This window comes from Acinetobacter sp. YH12070, from assembly GCF_013419625.1.
GTDB classification, from domain to species: Bacteria; Pseudomonadota; Gammaproteobacteria; order Pseudomonadales; family Moraxellaceae; genus Acinetobacter; species Acinetobacter amyesii.
In genome coordinates this window covers 105,695-121,783 of record NZ_VOZT01000002.1, presented here as the reverse complement: position 1 = coordinate 121,783, position 16,089 = coordinate 105,695, and the positions used below count along the sequence as shown (strand labels likewise).

Annotated in this window: 20 protein-coding genes; 7 read left to right on the top strand and 13 right to left on the bottom strand. The window is 41.4% G+C overall.

Translation table 11 applies throughout. The features are described from left to right. Positions 1-544 (bottom strand): IS21 family transposase (gene istA, locus FTU17_RS01440; RefSeq protein ID WP_180134542.1); only part of this gene is annotated, 544 nt, incomplete at its 3' end. Positions 545-595: 51 nt separating this feature from the next. Here istA and FTU17_RS01435 point away from each other — a divergent pair. Further along, positions 596-2,188: a hypothetical protein gene (locus FTU17_RS01435; RefSeq protein ID WP_180134541.1), complete on the top strand. Its 1,593-nt coding sequence runs from the start codon at positions 596-598 to the stop codon at positions 2,186-2,188. A 158-nt stretch (positions 2,189-2,346) separates the two neighbouring features. On the opposite strand, the gene FTU17_RS01430 is transcribed toward FTU17_RS01435, so the two are convergent. After that, positions 2,347-2,769, bottom strand: coding sequence for a beta-lactamase hydrolase domain-containing protein (locus FTU17_RS01430; RefSeq protein WP_180134540.1), 423 nt, complete (start codon positions 2,767-2,769; stop codon positions 2,347-2,349). Further along, positions 2,762-3,097, bottom strand: a complete 336-nt coding sequence (locus tag FTU17_RS01425) for a TIGR01244 family sulfur transferase (RefSeq protein ID WP_180134539.1) — start codon at positions 3,095-3,097, stop codon at positions 2,762-2,764. Before FTU17_RS01425 ends, FTU17_RS01430 begins: the two co-directional genes overlap by 8 nt. Positions 3,098-3,221: 124 nt before the next feature. On the opposite strand from FTU17_RS01425, the gene FTU17_RS01420 reads away from it, so the two are divergent. Genes FTU17_RS01420 through FTU17_RS01410 form a run of 3 tightly spaced genes read left to right on the top strand, consistent with a single transcriptional unit; the run spans position 3,222 to position 4,991 of the window. After that, positions 3,222-4,118 carry an alpha/beta hydrolase gene (locus FTU17_RS01420; RefSeq protein WP_078191320.1) on the top strand — a complete coding sequence of 299 codons (897 nt, stop codon included), beginning with the start codon at positions 3,222-3,224 and terminating at the stop codon, positions 4,116-4,118. Next, on the top strand, positions 4,119-4,550 hold the full coding sequence (gene trxC / locus FTU17_RS01415; protein ID WP_078191319.1) for a thioredoxin TrxC: 432 nt from the start codon (positions 4,119-4,121) through the stop codon (positions 4,548-4,550). A 21-nt stretch (positions 4,551-4,571) separates the two neighbouring features. Further along, the gene (locus tag FTU17_RS01410; RefSeq protein WP_078191328.1) at positions 4,572-4,991 is read left to right on the top strand and encodes an acyl-CoA thioesterase; all 420 of its coding nucleotides are present in this window, start codon (positions 4,572-4,574) and stop codon (positions 4,989-4,991) included. 66 nt (positions 4,992-5,057) lie between these two features. Here the strand turns inward: FTU17_RS01410 and FTU17_RS01405 are convergent, their stop codons facing one another. The 3 genes from FTU17_RS01405 to FTU17_RS01395 all read right to left on the bottom strand — a co-directional run bounded on the left by FTU17_RS01405 (position 5,058) and on the right by FTU17_RS01395 (position 6,710). Further along, positions 5,058-5,558 (bottom strand): ester cyclase, encoded by a 501-nt coding sequence (locus FTU17_RS01405; RefSeq protein ID WP_180004621.1) that lies wholly within the window; start codon positions 5,556-5,558, stop codon positions 5,058-5,060. A gap of 132 nt (positions 5,559-5,690) precedes the next feature. Beyond that, positions 5,691-6,194, bottom strand: a complete 504-nt coding sequence (locus FTU17_RS01400) for a DUF4442 domain-containing protein (protein WP_180012065.1) — start codon at positions 6,192-6,194, stop codon at positions 5,691-5,693. A 27-nt stretch (positions 6,195-6,221) separates the two neighbouring features. After that, the gene (locus tag FTU17_RS01395) at positions 6,222-6,710 is read right to left on the bottom strand and encodes a YajQ family cyclic di-GMP-binding protein (RefSeq protein WP_078194203.1); all 489 of its coding nucleotides are present in this window, start codon (positions 6,708-6,710) and stop codon (positions 6,222-6,224) included. Positions 6,711-6,802: 92 nt separating this feature from the next. Here FTU17_RS01395 and FTU17_RS01390 point away from each other — a divergent pair, with 92 nt between their 5' ends. Beyond that, positions 6,803-7,117, top strand: a complete 315-nt coding sequence (locus FTU17_RS01390) for a rhodanese-like domain-containing protein (protein ID WP_078194202.1) — start codon at positions 6,803-6,805, stop codon at positions 7,115-7,117. 44 nt (positions 7,118-7,161) lie between these two features. Here the strand turns inward: FTU17_RS01390 and mnmC are convergent, their stop codons facing one another. The 4 genes from mnmC to FTU17_RS01370 are packed head-to-tail and all read right to left on the bottom strand — an operon-like array spanning position 7,162 to position 10,609. Beyond that, the gene (gene mnmC, locus FTU17_RS01385) at positions 7,162-9,108 is read right to left on the bottom strand and encodes an FAD-dependent 5-carboxymethylaminomethyl-2-thiouridine(34) oxidoreductase MnmC (RefSeq protein ID WP_180134538.1); all 1,947 of its coding nucleotides are present in this window, start codon (positions 9,106-9,108) and stop codon (positions 7,162-7,164) included. Between the two features lie 37 nt (positions 9,109-9,145). Next, complete coding sequence (locus FTU17_RS01380; protein ID WP_180039847.1) at positions 9,146-9,661, bottom strand: hypothetical protein; 516 nt, start codon at positions 9,659-9,661, stop codon at positions 9,146-9,148. A gap of 5 nt (positions 9,662-9,666) precedes the next feature. Beyond that, entirely contained in the window at positions 9,667-9,969 is a 303-nt protein-coding gene (locus FTU17_RS01375; protein WP_078191312.1) for a YciI family protein, read from the bottom strand. A 28-nt stretch (positions 9,970-9,997) separates the two neighbouring features. Then, complete coding sequence (locus FTU17_RS01370; protein ID WP_078191311.1) at positions 9,998-10,609, bottom strand: inner membrane-spanning protein YciB; 612 nt, start codon at positions 10,607-10,609, stop codon at positions 9,998-10,000. Positions 10,610-10,653: 44 nt separating this feature from the next. On the opposite strand from FTU17_RS01370, the gene FTU17_RS01365 reads away from it, so the two are divergent. After that, on the top strand, positions 10,654-11,511 hold the full coding sequence (locus FTU17_RS01365) for a PHP domain-containing protein (protein WP_180134537.1): 858 nt from the start codon (positions 10,654-10,656) through the stop codon (positions 11,509-11,511). Here the strand turns inward: FTU17_RS01365 and FTU17_RS01360 are convergent. From FTU17_RS01360 to radC, 3 genes are all read right to left on the bottom strand, one after another. Next, complete coding sequence (locus FTU17_RS01360; RefSeq protein WP_111885438.1) at positions 11,498-12,547, bottom strand: hypothetical protein; 1,050 nt, start codon at positions 12,545-12,547, stop codon at positions 11,498-11,500. The two genes, FTU17_RS01365 and FTU17_RS01360, sit on opposite strands and share 14 nt — an antisense overlap. A gap of 77 nt (positions 12,548-12,624) precedes the next feature. Then, positions 12,625-13,536 carry a bestrophin family protein gene (locus FTU17_RS01355; RefSeq protein ID WP_078191309.1) on the bottom strand — a complete coding sequence of 304 codons (912 nt, stop codon included), beginning with the start codon at positions 13,534-13,536 and terminating at the stop codon, positions 12,625-12,627. A 75-nt stretch (positions 13,537-13,611) separates the two neighbouring features. Then, positions 13,612-14,313, bottom strand: a complete 702-nt coding sequence (gene radC / locus FTU17_RS01350; RefSeq protein ID WP_168378714.1) for a DNA repair protein RadC — start codon at positions 14,311-14,313, stop codon at positions 13,612-13,614. 112 nt (positions 14,314-14,425) lie between these two features. Between radC and coaBC the strand changes: the two genes are divergently transcribed. Next, complete coding sequence (gene coaBC, locus FTU17_RS01345; RefSeq protein ID WP_078191307.1) at positions 14,426-15,697, top strand: bifunctional phosphopantothenoylcysteine decarboxylase/phosphopantothenate--cysteine ligase CoaBC; 1,272 nt, start codon at positions 14,426-14,428, stop codon at positions 15,695-15,697. The last annotated feature ends 392 nt before the right edge of the window (positions 15,698-16,089 follow it).

The window sequence follows — 16,089 nt, the reverse complement described above, 5'->3', positions numbered from 1 at the left end:
GGATTTCCTGAGGTACTCCTGCAAAGAACTGAAATGCATTTTCTAGACCATCGATCCATGCATCGGTACGTTCATGATCATAAAATTTCACGAAAGTCGCTCTGGAATACCCTAATGTTGCGACAAAAGCTTTTAAAGTCGTGTTGTTACGTCGAATCGTGGTGAAATCCACTTGCATTTGTTGGCCAGGTTGGGTTTCAAAACGAATGATCGGTTCCGGTTGAGCAACTGGTTTTAATGTTGCAAGATATTCCCTCAAGATCCTGATCTTTCCTGGATATCCCAACCTTAAAATTTCCTGGTAGAGCACGACAGCAGGAATCCATTCAGGATGAGCTGCGTTTACACGTTGGAGTAAATAGGGTTTATATGGGTCAAGGATACTTATTCTAGGCTGTATACGCTGATACTGAGGTGTGGTGTTTTGCCGTAAATATTTACGTACGGTATTTCTGGATAGCCCCAGTTCACGACTAATGGCTTTAATAGATTTACCTTGTTGATGAAGTATTTGGATTGTCACTGCTTGCTCCAAAGTTAACATGTTGAGCAGTCCAAAATGACCGCTATATTAACCAAGGGGGTCAGTTTTTAAATGCCATTAGGGGGTCATTTTTACACTGCCGCTAACAATCCTGAAAAACCTGTAATCGAACCAGATGAGGAAATAGTTGAAGAACAACCTATCATAGAAATTTCTTCAGCAGAGTCTACGTTAAATCCAAATGGTGGTGATTTTGAAGTAACTGTCCGTCTTACAGATAATAACGGTGGAGGCATATCAGGAAAAGAAGTTACTTTATTCTTAGATCAAGCTGCTAGAAATAATGGTTTAACAAATAAAGAGATAGCTGTAAAAAGCACTGATGCCAATGGATATGCTACTTATAATTTGAGTTTGAAAAAGCCTTTAAGTAATACAGTTATTAATGACCTTATTTCTAATGGCGTAAATATATCTGCAATTTATACCACTGCTGATAAAAATCAGTTAATACATAGTATTAATCTTAAATTAGCAAATAATGATACTGAGGAAGCTTTACCTCAATATAATTTACGCCTTAATTCGAATAAAAAAATAGCTAATGTAAAAGGTGATAATGTCATTATTGAAGCTCAAGTTATTAATTTGAATGGTGCAGTAATACCGAACCAGGAAGTAAATTTAAAAGTTCTAGACGCTAAAAACAACTTTGTAATTTTAACTAATGACAAAGTTACAACAAATAATTTGGGTATCGCACAGTTTGAAATCGCAATTCCTTCTAATTTGACGGACCAGCAACGTAATTTTTTACTTGACAATCATATAACAGTTGAAGCAACAGTAACGGATGTAAATGATGTAGTGTTTACTCAAGCATACCCAATTACTGTAACTGATTCAGAAGGTAGCCAAGTCAAACCTAATATTACCTTTGGTCGAACGAATAAGCTTGCTGCTATTGGGCAATTAGATTATCAAGAACAGATGTCTGTACGAGTCGTAGATTCAGATGGTAATCCAATTAAGGACACTGCATTTACGATTAATATGCAAGTTGTTAAAAAAGAATCTGGTCACTTTGCTTTGGCTGAAGAGTTTGAAGCTGAGCTAGCAGCAGATAAGGCACAATTAACAACAAATATTTCTACTAAAAATACAGAAATTAGCGGTTTAAACTCTAGAAAGTCAGCTCTCGAATACAAGAAACTAAACGATGCTGAGAATTTTACATTAACTGAGCAAAATGAATTAGACCTTTTACCTGGTCGTATCCAAATTGCAAACACGGAACTTAGCGAATTAACACAGAAGAAAGCAAGATTAGATGCTTATAAGTTACCGTCAAGGGTTCAATATTCATGTTCTGCTCAAAAAGATGATAATTCAATTGCCACTAAGCTAAGTGGTGATAAATTAACGAATATTGGTAATAACTATACAGCAACAACTAATGCAGATGGCGAGTTTAAGTTTAATATCACATATTTTAAATCATATGCAGGTTGGCAGGTTGTACGCTTTAATGTAAAACCTAAAGATACGAATGTTTCTTATAATATGTCATATGATTATCCATTAGGTATCTTAAAGACAGATTTTGATTCTAAAGAAGGGGAACCATTTGATATGAGCCCTTATAACCAAAATAATTTAGTATCACCTTGTCCTACTTTCAAGCCTTGGTCACATATACTTTAATCTTGAAACTGAAAAAAACAGCGCCTCGGCGCTGTTTTTTATGGGAACTTGTCATTAAAAATTAAAGGGCAGTCCCAACACTCACACCCACTGTTGGCTTCACATTCATTGAACTACAACCAACAAATGTCAAACTTAGGCAGACAACCAATAAAAGTTTATTCATGAATTAATCCTTGAGATTTTGCCTGATGAAATAACGCAATAGAACGAGCGCCACTACGACAAATCATCAGAATGGGTTTTGGAAGCTCATTATAATATTTAGCGAATTCAAGAATATCTGTTTGAGAAATTTTGCCGCTATTTACGGGTTGATAAATCACACTGATCTGAGATTTTTCCGCGATATTGCGTAATTCACTCACCTTAATAGCATTGCCCATTTCTTGATCAGGAAGGTTCACAATCACAGATTTAAAACCTTGTCGCATCAACTGTGAAAATTTGGCAGCATTCATTTGACCTGCAACACTGACTTTGGTATTTAAAGTCTGAACATCGTTTTGAGCGTGACTCAGCGGGATACTGCTACAGATCAGAATACAGCAAAATACATACTTGAGGATGGGTTTAGTCATCCAACAAATCCATTTGTTTTGCCAACTGGAATAAGTTGTTTGAGCGATTACCTGTACGGCAGAACATGAGCACTGGCTTTGGCAATTCATTAAAATGATTAGCAAAGTTACGGACATCTAGCTCAGAAATTTGACCTGCAACAACAGGTTGATGAACATAGTCTAAACCAGCGCTACGAGCTGCTTCTTCAATTTGAGCACTGGTTGGTTGCTCAGGACCACCTTCCATGTCAGGGCGGTTATTGATAATCGATTTAAAGCCTTTTTCAACCACTTGCGCTACATGTTCTGGGCCGATTTGACCTGCAAAACCAACATTTTCGCTCATTGAGTCACTCCATAATTTAATTCATAGATTTATGCTTTATGATAGCATTAAGCACAAACTTGAGCAGAATGTTCTTAAATTTTTATAAGCGATTACAACCATAAAATAACGCAATGGAGCGCGTATGCACGCCTATACAGTCGAACCACTGTATGTCAAAAGCGGACAAGATGTTATAGCTGCTGACTTTTATCGTCCAAAATCTGTTGAAAAACCTGCAGTCATTCTCATGGCGCATGGTTTGGCTGCATTACGCCAATTTAAATTAGTGCAATATGCCAAGCGCTTTGTACAAGCGGGTTATGCTGTCGTGTTGTTTGATTATCGCTATTGGGGTGGCAGTACAGGGCGTCCGAGAGAGTTGGTGAATCTTAAAGCTCAACTTGAAGATTGGCGGACCATGATTGATCATTTACAGCAGCGTAAATCGATTGATTCGAGACGCATTGTATTATGGGGAACATCGCTGAGTGGTGGTTATGTACTCAGTTTGGCGGCAGAGCTTAAAAATATTAAAGCGGTGATGGTACAAGTCCCATTTGTCGACGGCGCTGAAAGTGCAAAATTATATCCCTTACAGCAATTACCCAAAGCATTAAAATTATCAAGTCAGGACTATATGGGCTCAAAAGTTGGGATGAGTCCAACGACTTTGCCTGTAGTCGATCCACATCGATTGTGTTTTTTACAGTCTGAAGATAGTTATGCGGGCTATTTATCGATTGTAAATCCTGATTTTTATTGGAGTGGCGAAATTCCGGCTCGGGCCTTTTTTAAGTTAATCCGTTATCGCCCAATATTGGATGTCCGTAAAATTAGCATACCAGTACTTTTTATTGCAGCCAAAGAAGATAGTTTGATTCCCATCGAATCAAGCCGAGAAACTGCGACCAATATTGCACCGTATGTGCAATATTATGAGTGGGAAATGCAACATTTTGATATTTATCATGGGCAATGGTTTGAAAAAGCCATGGCAACCCAATTAGAATTTTTACATCAACATGTTGGAGTCAGCTAAATGATCGTTGTGTGTCCTGAATGTGGTGCAAAAAACCGTGTACCTGAAGAAAAACTCGAAGTTGGACCTGCATGTGGTCAATGTCACCAAGCATTGATTCCATTGGCGCCCATCGAGTTGAATGAAAAGAACTTTGCAAACTTTATTAGCAATAGTGATTTACCTGTGCTGATCGATTTATGGGCTGAATGGTGTGGACCATGTAAGATGATGGCGCCACACTTTGCACAAGTTGCAAAATCAAATCCGAAGGTGGTTTTTGCCAAAATTGATACCGAAGCAAACCCTCGATTGAGCGGTGCATTTAATGTTCGTAGTATTCCTACACTGGTTTTGATGAATAAAACCAACGAAATTGCTAGAATAAGCGGTGCAATGCGTGCTGGTGAGTTACAACAATGGCTCAACCAGCAGTTAAATCTACCTCAATAAATGTCAGCGCCAGGAGCTAAAGTGTCAGAAACTCATGTAAAACCTGAAGGAACGCTTTCCCTACAAACCATCGCGATGCCTGCAGACACCAACTGGAGTGGTGATGTTTTCGGTGGTTGGATCGTGTCACAAATGGACTTGGCCGGTGCAATTCACGCAGAGCGTTTCAGTCAAGGACGCTGTGCAACGATTTCAATTAACCAAATGACCTTCCTCGTTCCAGTGAAAGTCGGGGATGTCATCAGTGTATATACCAAAATTTTAAAAGTGGGTAATACCTCTATCCAAATGCAGATTGAAGTTTGGGATAGTCATGACAGCTCACGAGATCCAATTCGCGTAACCGAAGGTGTGTTTACATTTGTCGCTGTCGATGTGAAAGGTGCTAAGCGTCAAATTCCTGCGGATGCAAAAGCTAAATTTGCTGCAGATCAAGCTTAATTAAAGTTAGACGCAAAAAAAAAGCCGCTCAATCGAGTGGCTTTTTTATGAATAGTGACTGAGAAATTAGAACATCGTGTTTGAGTTGGCACTGGTTTCAGGAATGCTTTGTTGCACATCCCAATGTTCGACGATCTTGCCATTTTCAACACGGAAGATATCGATAATGGCTTCTCCACGGTCTTGATTATTCTGCGTAGAGTGCACATGTAAATAGACCAAATCACCTTCGGCAGCGGCACGTTTGATCTGGTTTTTTGCTTCAGGATTTTGTTTAAAATACTGGATGAAATAATCGACAAAAGGCGCTTTGCCATCAGGTACATGCGGATTATGTTGAATATATTGATTGCCAATATATCGGTCAGCATATGTCTTAACCTGATGTTTAAGAAAGACACCTTCATAAAAATCAATCACGATTTTCTTATTTTCCGCTGCTTGGCTGGTTTGAATATTGCTTTCAGCTGTTTGTGTTGGAGTCGTTGGCGTTGCAGGAATAGTACTTTGACATGCAGTTAAAAACACCACCAGGCTGATGAGTGAAAGGGGAATGATTTTTTTCATAAAGTGCTCAATATATTTGTGTCGTGCAAGCATATTGAGCGGAATTACGGCGTATAAATAATAAAAAACAGTCTTGATTTTGCTGAAATTTGGTAAAACTTATACTTACCTAAAAGTAAGTTTTATTTACATTTATTTATTTTTCAGAGCAGATTTTGCCACCCACGCCCAAAGCATTTCACATTGAATCGGTGCTTCACCAGATTCATCGGTGACTAAGACCTGTACTAAGGTTTCACCTTTTTCTGTGCTTTGCATTTGTCGTTGCTGTTCGGGTGTAAGCGTTGCGATGGCTTTCATCCCACCTTGGGTTGGACGTTTAAAATCAACTTTGAAACTTTTAATTAGGACAATGGCGCTATCAGGGACGTTCATTGCTGTGACAAAACCTGTGGCTGTTTCTGCGATCAGCGCCATGGCACAGGCATGTACTTGCCCGATATGGTTTTGCATCGCCTTATGATTGGCGATGCTCACCTCAACACGCTCAGGGCTGACATGTTGATATTGGATTTTAGCCGTTCCAACCATGGGCACGACACGACCAAAAGCTCGACTGAGCAAACGACTTTGAATACCTTTGGGTAATTTAGAGCTTGCTTTGACCAGTTTATTTAGACGATTTGGACGTGCCATATTGACCTCAATGGCAGTTGTGCTGCCTTAATCTTTAAAGTTGTTAAATTGAAGCGGCACACCAAACTGTTGCTCTTTTAAGAACGCCATCACTTGTTGCAAAGTGTCACGTTTCTTGTCAGTCACACGAATTTTGTCGCCTTGAATAGAAGATTGCACTTTAATGCCGCTTTCTTTAATGGCTTTATTGATTTTTTTTGCAGTATCAGAGTCAAGACCGTCTTTTAGTTTGATCACTTGAATGACGTTTTTACCAGAAGCCGTCATTTTTTGTGGATCGAGTGCTTGAATGTCGACTTTACGTTTGAAGAAATGATTTTCGAGCATGGTATACACTTGCTCACATTGGAAATCGCTTTCTGTTGAGATTTTGATTTCCTTATTTTTCTCATTTAACTCAATTGAAACGTCTTGACCACGGAAGTCAAAACGCGTCGCAATTTCTTTTTGCGTGTTTTGAACTGCATGATTTACTTCAAAAACTTCTAATTCGGAAACAATATCAAAAGAAGGCATAGATTAGACCTTTACAAAGGGAAAGAATATCTGAGATGCTAGGGATGTTTTCTTCATTTGCCAAGTGTTGTTTACATCAAAAGGAGTGCGCAATGATCCGTAAACAAGAAATTACAACATTTGAGTTCCCAGAAGACTCGATTATCTGGGATGTTCGCGATGCAAGTGCTTATGCTGAAGCACATGTGAAAGGTGCGGTTAACCGACCGATCAACGCATTGTCATCAGATGCACTGACTCAGGTGTCAACGGATCAACCCATTTACATTTTATGTGGTGGCGGAAGTAAAGCTCCACGTGCAGCAGAGTTACTAGAGGGTTTTGACAGCTCACGTGAATATGTAATCTTAATGGGCGGCACGCGTGCTGCTCGTGATGCCGGTCTTCCTTTGGAACAAGGGAAATAAGATCGAATCAAAAAAAGCGCCGAAAGGCGCTTTTTTATTGCAAGTTATTTTTCTTGAGGTGGTGCTGAGGGCACCTGACCTTGAAAATAAGGCTTCTTGGTTTTTTGTTTCGCTTTGGCGCGTCGTATAAAACGTGCTGCATGAATTTTATCGAGTAGCTGTGTTGGAATAGGGCAGGCTTCTTTTAAGACTAGCGCGGCAATGATTTCACTACAGAGCGGTGCATACAGGAAACCTTTAGAACCGAGTCCACTACAGCTATAAATGTGCTGATCTTCATGGACTGCACCAATTACCGGGAAAAAGTCTTTCGTCTGTGCGCGAATCGCAGCACGTCCATGCCATTGCTCAATCGGTGCTAAGGTTTTGGCAAAGTCAGGGAACACACTGTGGATAAGTTCATAGTTATGCACATGGTCTTCGGTGAGAACGTCGGTGTCATCACGGCCGGGATAAAATGACGCGCCCATAATCATCTGTTCGGCATCCAGTTGCATACAATAGCCTCCATAACTATAGGCGGTATGCATATCCATTTGTTGAGCGGGGTTGTTCAACCAACTGACTTGTCCACGAATGGCACGCAGCTCTGGATAATCTGTTTGTAGCTGCATACTTTCACGTGCTGCACAGAGAATGACATGTTCGACAGATGGAAGCTGCTGATCCTGTGTAAATAGCGCAACGCCATTTTGTTGCTGCTCAATGCGTTGAATATCTGCTTGTAACAATTCAATGTGCGGATGTGCCAAGATTTGGTCACGAAGCTGATGTGGACTGACCGCGCCTGCTTGTTTGAGGAGCAGGGTTGGAAATGCTGAAGCTAATTGATTTGGCGTGCCTTCTTCAGCAGCTAACACCTCTGAAGGATAAGCTTGAGCTAAATCAAGGTATTCTGCTTTATTTTTTAAAATAGATTGGTGAATCTGTAAGGGACGAAATGCCTTGAAGTTTTGATAATGCTTGAGCGCATATAACCAACTGAGGGTCATCAGATGCTCAGCACTTTGTTCAATTGGACAGAGTTTAGGGTTGAGTAGAGCAAGAGGATTACCCGACCCACCGCTGAGTGGTGCTGATTTCTCGTAAATACGCACTTGATGCCCGCGTTGAGCAAATGCCCAAGCACAGCTTAAACCTGCGATGCCAGCGCCAATAATTGCGATTTGACGAGGGTTATGACCTACAGTGATTTCAGAATTTTTTTTTTCGTCTAAAGTGGGTATGTCCGCAACTTCGGATTGATCATCTGAACTTTCAGGTGAGAGCCAAAAGGCTTTGAGCATTTCACGCTTATGTGCAAAGCCACGTGGTCGTGTAATGGTAATACCATGTTCACGTAAGCCGCGTTTCAGTACACCTGCCACACTAAATGAGGCGAAGGTCGTCCCAATGTCCGATAGACGCACGATATTTTTGAGTACGTTTTCTTCCCACATGTCAGGATTACAGGCAGGTGCAAAACCGTCCAAGAACCATGCATTGACTGTAGCAGTTTTTGCCATGATGGGAAAAACGTCGTGTGCATCGCCTAACCAAAGATCAATCGAAAAACGTTCTTCTGGAAAATTGAGTCGATGACATCCCGCAATAGGTTCAGGATATTGCGCAATCAGTTGCTGTGCCAATGGCTGTAATTCAGGCCATGCATTTAATGCACGAATGAGATCTGCTTTAGATAAAGGGAATTTTTCTACAGAAATAGCATGTAGATGACTGTGATTATTTGGACGAACCTGTTGCCATAATTGCCACAGGGCCAAAATATTTAATCCTGTACCAAAACCTGTTTCACCGACACTGAAATATTCAAAATCAGTCAGAGCCGCGAGGCGAGTGTCGAGGTCATTCCCTTTTAAAAACACATGACGTGTTTCGAGCAGACCGTTGTCCTTCGAAAAATACACATCACCAAACTGTTTAGACACTGGAATATCAATGCCATCGATCATTTGCCAATCGAGATCGGCAGTCTGAATTGCACCTGACAAAACTCAAGCAACCTTTAAATGGAAGTAGAAAAACGAATTACCATTGACGACGACGTTTGGTATAGACGTAACTGGCCAATAAAAAACCTAAAATCACGCCAACACCGAGTGTGGTCCCGCCATATAAAAACATCTGCGCGCTACGTTCACTTTGTAGCACTTGTACTTGTACGCCCAAGCTATCATTTTTAAGTTGTAATTCTTGGTTTTGCGCCAAGGCTTCAAGGTTTGCTTTTTCCAACTGTTGTAAGCGTACAGATTGGTCTTTGACCATCGCTTTAACTTTGGCATCTTGCAGTGCTTTATTTTTTGCCAATTGCTCAATGGTCAATGGATTGGCATCTTGAGGTTGACCATTGGGATTGACGGTTGCCGCCACTTTAATGATGCCCGGTTTATTGGCAGGAATGTTATGCGGCACAGGATTGGGAGGAGGTGTTGCAGTCGTTGCTTGAGCAGCAGGGGCTACAGCAGGTGCAGGAGCCGGTTCTTCAGCCCATGCAGTTGAACAAATTAAAGATAAGCCCAATAAACTAGAAACAACGACGCGCATGAACCTTATCCTTTAGGAAATGCTTTGTTAAATGGTTTGACATCAATTTGGCCATAAACCCCTTCTTTGAGGAAAGGTTCATCTGCCAACCATTGGTCTAGGGCTTCACGACTATCAAAATCGACAATGATCGTACTGCCATAAAAACCAGCTTGCGGGTTTGCCGGATCTTTAGGCATCGCACCTGCAACAATCAGACGACCTTCATCATCAAGTTTTTGTAGACGTTCAAGATGTTGAGGACGAACCGCAAGGCGCTTTTCCACTGTACCTTCATTATCTGTACAGCTTACGACGAATAATGGCATGACTTTTCCTGATTTTTGACCGAATGGATTATTCTGAGGTCTTAAAGTATTTACGTAATACAATAAACTGAATAATGATAAAGGAAAACATCACGATCATGTCACCAAAAGCAGTGAATTCACCCCAATATTTTCCGTCTGCAAACAAATAAGCGAAAAAGGTGTGTAAACATGACATCACCACGAACATTGCAGCCCATGCATAGTTCAATCGTTTCCAACCGACAGCGGTTAAATTTAAGACTGGACCAAATAAACGTTCGATGAGTGGTTTCTTATCTTTACTAAATAGTGGAGAAAGTAAAAACGCGCCAGCAAATACCAAGTTCAGTAAAACGGCTTTTAAACGAATATAAAAATCATCGCTTAGCATCAGGGTAATACCACCAAAAATCACGGTCATGAACAACACAATCCATTGCTGTTTATCTAGACGGAATTTTTGCATGACAAACAATGCACCATAAACCACCAGCATGGAAATGATGAGACCTGATGTTGCCACAAGAATGTTATTGTTATCGACACCCCCAGCAGAACCAATTAATTGTAATAATGGGTGCTGCGTATCTTTTGGATCTACAGTTTTATATAAATAAAAGAAAATAATGAGTGGCACAAAGTCTAAAAGTGCTTTCATGTTAGAGTATCTAAATCTGATCAAATAAATGACATAGTATAGAGATGCAAGGCGTAGATTTACATACACACAGTAATATTTCTGATGGTACTTTGTCACCAGAGGCTTTGGTGCAGGCCGCAAGTGCTATTGGAATTCATACGCTGGCTTTGACTGATCACGATACGATGGACGGATTGTTGGCAGCAGAGCAGGTCGCGCATGAATTAAAGCTGCAATTAATCTCTGGCGTGGAGATTTCCAGCCAGTGGTCGAGACCTGCGACCAAAAAAAGTTATGGTGTGCATATCGTCGCTTTAAATATGCAAAATCCTGCGCCCTTACAAGCCTTATTGATGGATCAAAAGCGTATTCGAGCGGAACGTGCTCGGCAGATTTGTGACTTATTGATACCGTTAATTGGTCAAGATATTTATAGCGATGTGATTGCCAAAGTCGACCATATTCCAGATCGGGTAACACGCACGCATATTGCCAAAACTTTGGTGGAAAAGGGTGTGGTTGCGCGTCCACAACAAGCTTTTGATAAATATATTAAAGAAGGCAAAAAAGCCTTTGTAAAATTTGAAGGTCCGAGTCTTGCTGAAACCATTGAGGTGATTCATGCAAGTGGTGGCTTTGCAGTGTTGGCGCATCCGACGCGTTATGATTTATCTGCGACCAATATTCGTTATTTGATCGAAATCTTTGCAGAAGCGGGCGGCGATGCGGTGGAATTACCACCGGCAATTGAGCCATTATCGACTCGTCAAATGGTGGATCGCATGATTGCTGCCTTTAACTTAAAAGTTTCTGTTGGCAGTGATTTTCATGGCGACAATATGCCATGGATCAAACTCGGCAACATCCCTCGAGTGAAAGAAGGGCAAGTTGGAATCTGGGACAGTTTTAAGTCACATTGACATCAGGATCTTCGATAAACGGTGAAGTTCGATAATGCTGAATGTTACGGTAAAGCAGATAGAGGCAGCCCACGGCAACGCATGCCCAGAACCATGCCTTGAACAAAAACGCGATGATAAAAACACTGATGGCGATTATGCACAACAGTAGACTTGTCACGCGTTGAGGATGCCTCTTGGTCAGCAAGGCAGATTGCATGGTAGGTTGATGTTTAAAATTGCGATAAGGAATAAAATCAATGGCGCTTGAGAGTGCCAATTCGAGTTTATCAAAATGCCGTGCCTGTGAACTGATACGATAGCTCTGCCCATAACTGGTTTTCAGTTTGAGGAGATAACCGGGTTGATCTTCTTCACGAACGGCATGAATTTCCGATAAATAAGGTAAATCCAACGTAAGCCGTGTTGGAATCTGCTCAAAATAGATATTCCCCGTATAGGGCATGGCAAAGTAGTTTTTCATTTGATGAAAATCATCAAGCTGATCATGCGCATATAACTGCACGATGGTGCGCGTACGTGCCAAATAATGCACCCAAATCTGTTGCCCAATGAGGGCAGAATTCAATTGCACATGAATGTTTAAAAACAAAGTACTCGCAAAGACTTGATGGAGATCGACGCTAAACCATTTCGCCTCTTCAAGTTCATTGAGCTTTAAGAGCAATTGTTGCTGTTTGCCTTGCCACCAATGTTCACGGACCTCTCGATAATCCACAATCACAGCATCTGAACTGCGTAAGGCGTGTTCTTTTAAATCCAAAGCCAATTTGGGATCAATCAAATGCTGTTGAATCCAAAATGGAAATTTGATTCTTTGCGATTTGTCACGAAATATACTGATGACAAATAGAGCACTCATCAGGAATAAGAATTGCCAATTGCTTTGCCATGATGTGAATAATATGCCTTGCCATGCTAGGAGTAATGCGATGCTAAACAGCAACACAACGAACATGAAAATCACAGCAAGCGCTTTGCAAGGATGCAGAATCGGTTGTGGCTTATAAGTGAAAATCCGTTTTTTTATTTTCATGATTTTTCCTTATTATGGGTGTTGTATGGATCATGGATCTGAATGCGATCCGTGCATTCAGGCGAAACGCATACCAATTATAATAAATTATGATCTTTAGCTTGAATCGGTGGTGGGGTGGGTTTTCCTAAAGTTCCAAGAAGTTCAATTTCAATAGTTCGTACCATAGAGTCCAATGGAAGGTCATTACTCTGTGTGCCGAAGGGCTCTTCAATCTCTGAACTCAGTGCATCTAAGCCTAAAAAAGTATAAGCTAAAATCCCGACCAAAAGGGGGGTCGCAAGGCCTAAAGTAGAACCCAAGCTAAAGGGTAAGACAAAACAGAAAAAATAAACGGTTCGATTCAGCAAGACTGAATACGCAAACGGTAATGGCGTGGTGGCAATACGGTCACAGCCGGTTTGTACGGTGCTGAGTTCCATCACATGCTGATTCATCTGGGTATAAATAATATCTGAAATCTCACCATCTTTGAGCGCTTGCATTAGCTCCCATTGAATCAAACTCAACGTGTACTGCGGTGCATTGGCCTGTTGGTATAACTGGGTGATGGCATTCGCACTCATGCCGCTGGTTTCAACCAGTTCAGTGGGATTGGCGGTTTGATGGCGGAGTCGGTCACGTAAAACGTTGGCAAAGACGATTACATGTTGAATCACACGTTCACGACGGCCTTGACTGAGTAAACGGCAGTCACGGTCAAAATGTCGCGCGTTGGCAATCAAAATGCCCCATAAACGCCGAGCTTCCCACCAACGGTCATAGCAGGCTGAGTTTTTAAAGCCCAAGAAAATCGACAGCACAACACCGATCAGGGTAAAGCCGACCAAAGGAAATTCGGTAAAATGGAAGATATCGACATAGGATAAGCCGCCCACAATGGCAGACAGCAACATAACGATCCCGAGCGGCGGTAAAACCTTAGGTAAAATCGTTCCTCGCCAAGAAAATAGCAGTTTAAAAATACTCGGTTGGTCACGGACGATCATGTTCGAATGATAATTTCTAGTTTTAAAAAATTATGATGATCTTCGGGTTTGCTCAAGCACTTGTCAATAACTGTTTCATGCAGATGAGTGTGCTTGGAGCAAGCCATGTTCAGCAAAGGAAAAACTCCCTTCTGTTGAGATAATACAATGATCGATCAGTCGAATTTCCACCAGCTGACAAGCCTGCTGAATGAGTCGAGTCAATTCAAGATCGGCAGCAGAAGGTTCTGCACGACCGAAAGGATGATTATGTGCAATGACAATACTGCTGGCATGTTCAGAAATGACATAACGCAGCAGTTGATTGATGGAAATTTCACAGGTATTGAGGCTGCCATAAAAAAGTTTTTTAAAGTTTATTTTTCTTAAATGCGCATCTAGACAAAGCACGCCAAAGACTTCTTGACGTTCCGATAAAAATTCAAAGCGAAGAAAGTTTTGCAATTGTTCAGAATGTTGCAAGTGTAAGGCTTCATTTTGAAAATGTTGACTCACATAGCGTTTACCGAGTTCTTTTACCGCCATGAGCTGCGCATATTTACTGTTTCCAATGCCATGAAACTGGCGTAAATCCTCAAGTGAAGCATCCATCAGCGCTTGCAACTGACCAAAATGTTGGATCAGGAGTCGTGCGAGTTCGACAGCAGAGTGCTGCTGGGAACCAGAGCGTAGGAAAATAGCCAGTAGTTCAGCATCGGATAAACTTTGTGCGCCTTGATGAATCAGGCGCTCACGTGGGCGCTCTTGTTCAGGCCAATTTTTAATTGAATTATTCATTATTCTTAGACTTTTTTATTATCAGTCAATCGGCTTTTTCACAGCAGATTGTTGGGTCAGTGCATATTTAATGCTATTGTGAGCGCCACTGCAACAGATAGGTAGCCTGTTCGTGAGCTTTGATTTAAGTGTAATGCCCACAAAAAATATTCTTTTAGGTGTCACTGGTGGTATCGCAGCCTATAAAAGTGCCATTCTTGTCCGTCGGTTAAAAGATGCCGGATTTGATGTGCGCGTGGTGATGACTCAAGGTGCGCAAGCCTTTGTGACCCCGCTAACGTTTCAGGCGCTTTCAGGCAACCCTGTGCATACCGAATTACTCAATCCCGAAGCAGAAGCGGGCATGGGGCATATTGAATTGGCACGTTGGGCTGATTTGGTATTGGTTGCTCCTGCAAGTTGTGACACGCTGGCAAAATTTGCGGCGGGTTTAGCAGATGACCTTCTTTCGACACTTTATCTTGCGACTAAAGCACCCGTCTGGGTTGCCCCTGCGATGAATCAGCAAATGTGGGCAGCCAAAGCGACACAGCGTAATTTAAATACACTGGTTGAAGATGGCGTACATGTGATCATGCCCGATGCCGGTTCTCAAGCGTGTGGAGATGTGGGCTTAGGACGTATGCCTGAGCCTGAAGATTTGGCGGATCAAGTAACGGCCTATTTTCATCAAGCACAGCGAGCCATTGCTGAAAAATTTGGCATGCTTGCAGGCAAACATGTGGCGATTACAGCTGGTCCTACACGTGAGTCGATAGATCCTGTACGTTATATTTCCAACCACAGCACAGGTAAAATGGGTTTCGCACTGGCAGCGGCTTGTTATGCAGCTGGGGCTAAAGTAACGCTGATCGCAGGACCCGTCAGTTTAGATACACCAAATGGTGTACGACGGATTAATGTGCAGTCTGCAATTAAAATGTTAGAGACCAGTCTGCAAATGTTAGATGAAGGCTGTGATATTTTTATTGCAACAGCAGCCGTTGCGGATTATCGCGTGGCAGAAGTTGCAGAGCATAAAATCAAAAAAGCTGGTGATGAACTCAATGTGGCTTTAATTAAAAATCCAGATATCGTTGCAACGATTGCGCAGCAGTCAAAACGTCCATTTATGGTTGGATTTGCCGCCGAGACACGCAATGTCGAAGAGTATGCTGCCGGCAAACTTGTGGCAAAAAAACTCGATATGATTGCGTGCAATGATGTTTCACGTAAAGACATTGGTTTTGCTTCAGACGAAAATGCCATGACTGTGTTCTTCGCAGATCAATATCAAATGGAAAAGCGTGATTTAGAGAAAGCCTCAAAACAAGAAATTGCACAGCAATTGGTGGAAGCCATACATGATGCGCTACATCATGAGCCTGAAACAGACGATGAATAATTTCAGTTGATTCCTTAAAAATCCCCGCAATGTTTGGGGATTTTTTTTATGGCGCTTTTACGATGTTTTGTTTAAGGCTCTATATTGAAAAAATCACAATAGGATCGTTTTGATGTTGAAACTTTGACGGCTAGGAAACTATTACCAAAATGGTCATTTTCAACAAAAATATGTCAGCAATAGACCAAGGCTGTCAGTGTTTTAAAACAGCAAAAATGCAATTTAAGTGATTGATATCAAAATTAAATATAAAATTGAGAAATCTTGATAATTTGGCTTGTACTGTGTGTTTTATTGGCTATTATGAAGCAAACAATGAGGAATGTTTGGATCGCAATCTGTGAACGGTCTGACTTTTTCATCAAGAATAAATGCATCATGGGGGATGCAAT

What these genes read in the sequence shown, in the direction of transcription:
- FTU17_RS01390 (WP_078194202.1), top strand. Translation starts at nt 6,803, where the DNA reads ATGATCCGTAAACAAGAAATTACAACATTTGAGTTCCCAGAAGACTCG.
- FTU17_RS01425 (WP_180134539.1), bottom strand. Translation starts at nt 3,097, where the DNA reads ATGAGCGAAAATGTTGGTTTTGCAGGTCAAATCGGCCCAGAACATGTA.
- FTU17_RS01395 (WP_078194203.1), bottom strand. Translation starts at nt 6,710, where the DNA reads ATGCCTTCTTTTGATATTGTTTCCGAATTAGAAGTTTTTGAAGTAAAT.
- FTU17_RS01355 (WP_078191309.1), bottom strand. Translation starts at nt 13,536, where the DNA reads ATGATCGTCCGTGACCAACCGAGTATTTTTAAACTGCTATTTTCTTGG.
- FTU17_RS01435 (WP_180134541.1), top strand. Translation starts at nt 596, where the DNA reads ATGCCATTAGGGGGTCATTTTTACACTGCCGCTAACAATCCTGAAAAA.
- FTU17_RS01380 (WP_180039847.1), bottom strand. Translation starts at nt 9,661, where the DNA reads ATGCGCGTCGTTGTTTCTAGTTTATTGGGCTTATCTTTAATTTGTTCA.
- FTU17_RS01430 (WP_180134540.1), bottom strand. Translation starts at nt 2,769, where the DNA reads ATGACTAAACCCATCCTCAAGTATGTATTTTGCTGTATTCTGATCTGT.
- FTU17_RS01400 (WP_180012065.1), bottom strand. Translation starts at nt 6,194, where the DNA reads ATGGCACGTCCAAATCGTCTAAATAAACTGGTCAAAGCAAGCTCTAAA.
- radC (WP_168378714.1), bottom strand. Translation starts at nt 14,313, where the DNA reads ATGAATAATTCAATTAAAAATTGGCCTGAACAAGAGCGCCCACGTGAG.
- FTU17_RS01370 (WP_078191311.1), bottom strand. Translation starts at nt 10,609, where the DNA reads ATGAAAGCACTTTTAGACTTTGTGCCACTCATTATTTTCTTTTATTTA.
- FTU17_RS01360 (WP_111885438.1), bottom strand. Translation starts at nt 12,547, where the DNA reads ATGAAAATAAAAAAACGGATTTTCACTTATAAGCCACAACCGATTCTG.
- FTU17_RS01365 (WP_180134537.1), top strand. Translation starts at nt 10,654, where the DNA reads ATGCAAGGCGTAGATTTACATACACACAGTAATATTTCTGATGGTACT.
- FTU17_RS01405 (WP_180004621.1), bottom strand. Translation starts at nt 5,558, where the DNA reads ATGAAAAAAATCATTCCCCTTTCACTCATCAGCCTGGTGGTGTTTTTA.
- FTU17_RS01420 (WP_078191320.1), top strand. Translation starts at nt 3,222, where the DNA reads ATGCACGCCTATACAGTCGAACCACTGTATGTCAAAAGCGGACAAGAT.
- trxC (WP_078191319.1), top strand. Translation starts at nt 4,119, where the DNA reads ATGATCGTTGTGTGTCCTGAATGTGGTGCAAAAAACCGTGTACCTGAA.
- FTU17_RS01375 (WP_078191312.1), bottom strand. Translation starts at nt 9,969, where the DNA reads ATGCCATTATTCGTCGTAAGCTGTACAGATAATGAAGGTACAGTGGAA.